The organism is Wolbachia endosymbiont of Drosophila seguyi (genome assembly GCF_028981765.1).
GTDB classification, from domain to species: domain Bacteria; phylum Pseudomonadota; class Alphaproteobacteria; order Rickettsiales; family Anaplasmataceae; genus Wolbachia; species Wolbachia pipientis.
The window spans coordinates 1-2,815 of the sequence record NZ_JAPQLM010000045.1 but is presented as its reverse complement, the minus strand read 5'-3'; the positions used below and the strand labels follow the sequence as shown (position 1 = coordinate 2,815).

Below are 2,815 nucleotides of genomic sequence, written 5' to 3'. Positions count from 1 at the left end.
TCAAAAAGGCACAGGAATTCGGTTATATCTTAGTTCAACAGGAATAACTAATGGGAAGTTTCTTAGAAGTGGTATCAGTGATATTAGTAGCAGCACTTCTGATGATGAGGATAGAACAATAAAAGATAAAATGATGGAAAATGTTAAGCAGGATAACCATCAAAAAAGCTTTGATTTACATAAAGTACAAGCAACTGATGAATTAGAAACCGTAAAATTTCTCAAAACGCTAAGCAAGAAAGAAAGAGAAAAACTTGGTTTTTCTCCTAAACAGCAAAATAACCAAAAGGTTGAGACTAGCAAAAAACTTATAATCCACTTGATTGGAATCCAATCTATCAAGGTAAAAAGCTCTTTAGCTTAGGCAATATGTCGAGTAATTCGTCTTCATGTAGTGAAAAAAGCAATATTTCAGATGTAAGCGATAAGTCTAATAATTCAAACATTGTTAGATGTAATATTACTAGGAGTAACAGTAAGGAAGACCTTCGTAAACCTGATGCTTCACATAATGACAAATCTGCAGGTAAAAAATTATCTAATGTCAATGTAAGCGAATTAATCAGAAAGTTTGAACAAGGTAATGACATAGTAAAAGGGCGTTAATCAAATGTTACCCTATCTTTGTATATGTAAAGGTAGGGTATCTTTTCAAAATAGTATATCCTTTATAGCTTTGTTAATTTTTGACTCCCTCTCTGCAAAAGCAGTTTCTAGAGAGGTTTTAAGTTTTTCCCATTCTTCTTGACCATTTAGAACTAAAGATTTATATTCATTTTCAATTTTTTCCAATGCTCTTTGATATGAAAAACCTAATTCCTCATATATATCAATATTTATCGATTGCAGTATTACCAAAAATGAAAACAAATTCGGATCAGGTAATTCTTCTCTTGTGTGATTCAGAAGACACAGCTTTATTTTTTTTACGCAGTATTCTATTGTTTTTAACGATAGTGACAGGCTTTCTGCATAAAATATAAAACTATCTACAATCAAATTTTTTGACTTTTTCGGTAATTTAATATTTTCAAATAGTTCTTTTGTAAATTTTTCTATCGGTTGTTTTGGCAAATGTAAAGAGAGATCAGTAAAAGATTTTAGGTCAAAATTTGGTCCAAGTATTGTGCTGATTGCTCTTTGTACATTACTCTTATCTTTACTTACAGAAATAATGAAAACCAGCCCCTCCACATCAAGCATATACTTTATAGATTCCAAAAAATCGACAACGAATTTAGGACGGCACACATCAAGATTATCCACCATTATATAAATGTTTTTGTCTTTTCTGATTTTATTAACCACATCCGCTAACTGTGTTTTAAAATCTCTAGTACTCTCTTTTCTTCTTTGGAGAAGACTTAATTCACTCAAGACAAAACCTATGTCTTTTTTATCAGCCTCTTTTGCAGCATCAAGAAATACTGAAAGCATAGCAAGTGGAGATTTACTGATCAGCTTTCCTAGTGTGTTTAGAGAAAATAGCTCTTGGTTTATGTTCTTGAACTGTTGTATAACACTTCTTTTTACTTTATACGATACAAATAAATCTTCAAATAGGAAATTTAAAAAAGAAGGCAGTGGTTGGTCCAATGCATTGATATCCCATGCACTATAATAAGCTGCAATTTCATTTTGCTGTTTTAACTCTTTTACCCATTCTTTCAAAAAAAACGTCTTGCCCCATCCATCATATCCTTCCAAAGATATTATTGTAAAAGACTGATCAATTGTTTTAATTATAGTGTTGAATTTACCTGAAAATTGCTTATAGTTTAGGTGGTTATTTTCCCAAGCCACCACTTTAAGTGGTGGCACTATTTTTTTCTTTTTGAATGTTATTAGCGATATAAGTTTTTTTAAGCACATGTCTTATTTTATATTTAACTCATATTCTTGTCTTGAAGTAAGTGCTATCCTCAGCGTTCCTTCATCAAGATAGTCAATTTCTCCGCCCATTGGTATGCCGCAAGCAAGGCGTGATATTTTCACATCCAAATTTTTTAGCAATTCAATTATATATTGTGCAGTAACTTGGCCCTCTAATGTCGGATTAATTGCGATAATTATCTCTTCAATTTTAGACTCTGTCACTCTTTTCAGAATAGTGTCAAGGTTGAGTTCTTTTGGACCTATGCCATTTATTGCAGACAATCTGCCACCCAAAACATGGTATAAACCTGAATATATATTTCCTTTTTCAAACGCCCATAGATCACCTAATTCTTCTACTACACACAGTAACTTAGTGTCACGTTTTGGGTTAGTACAAATAGAACAAGGTGACTTAGTATCTAGATTTCCGCAAACTTCACACTCTATTATAAGATCTGCTAGCTCTTTAATCAAAGATGCAAGTGGTAGCATAACTTTTTCTTTGTTTTGGAGTAAATGTATAACTAACCTGCGTGATGATGATGGCCCTAAACTTGGCAATTTAGAGAAAGCATGAACTAGATTCTTTATGTTAACGTTCATTCAATAAATTCAGAATAGGCAGTCAAATGGTAACATCAAACCCTTTGTAAAGAAAGTGGTAAGTTTCTCTTGATCCCACTTTGATTAGCTATAGAAAAAATTTTTTACTCTAACGCAAAAAATTACTTCCGCACACTTAAAGCCTGATTATAATAGACTTCTTGCATAATCCAAACTAAGTAGAAAAAAGGTATCATCCGAGTAGCTCTCCTTTGTCATCCTAGTGCCTCCTTTTTTGTCATCCCAGTGCCCAGACACTGGGATGGCTTTGTTGCATCGCTAGCTATGATGGATTAAAGATAAAAAAGGTGGAGAATATCAGTAGCTTATTATT

3 protein-coding genes and 1 pseudogene are annotated in these 2,815 nt (G+C 32.6%); 2 read left to right on the top strand and 2 right to left on the bottom strand.

The annotated features are described in order from the left end of the window. Nucleotides 1–364: pseudogene (locus OZD62_RS00935) on the top strand (hypothetical protein); the annotation flags it as partial. A gap of 5 nt (nt 365–369) precedes the next feature. Beyond that, complete coding sequence (locus tag OZD62_RS00930; RefSeq protein WP_246165610.1) at nt 370–606, top strand: hypothetical protein; 237 nt, start codon at nt 370–372, stop codon at nt 604–606. A gap of 45 nt (nt 607–651) precedes the next feature. Here the strand turns inward: OZD62_RS00930 and OZD62_RS00925 are convergent, their stop codons facing one another. Both OZD62_RS00925 and recR read right to left on the bottom strand, forming a co-directional pair. Continuing rightward, nucleotides 652–1,872: a KAP family P-loop NTPase fold protein gene (locus OZD62_RS00925; RefSeq protein ID WP_010082095.1), complete on the bottom strand. Its 1,221-nt coding sequence runs from the start codon at nt 1,870–1,872 to the stop codon at nt 652–654. Between the two features lie 3 nt (nt 1,873–1,875). Beyond that, entirely contained in the window at nt 1,876–2,481 is a 606-nt protein-coding gene (recR, locus tag OZD62_RS00920) for a recombination mediator RecR (RefSeq protein WP_010963080.1), read from the bottom strand. Nucleotides 2,482–2,815: the final 334 nt, after the last annotated feature.

Excerpts from the sequence above, each read along its gene's own strand:
- OZD62_RS00930 (WP_246165610.1), top strand. The coding sequence starts at position 370 with ATGTCGAGTAATTCGTCTTCATGTAGTGAAAAAAGCAATATTTCAGAT.
- OZD62_RS00925 (WP_010082095.1), bottom strand. The coding sequence starts at position 1,872 with ATGTGCTTAAAAAAACTTATATCGCTAATAACATTCAAAAAGAAAAAA.
- recR (WP_010963080.1), bottom strand. The coding sequence starts at position 2,481 with ATGAACGTTAACATAAAGAATCTAGTTCATGCTTTCTCTAAATTGCCA.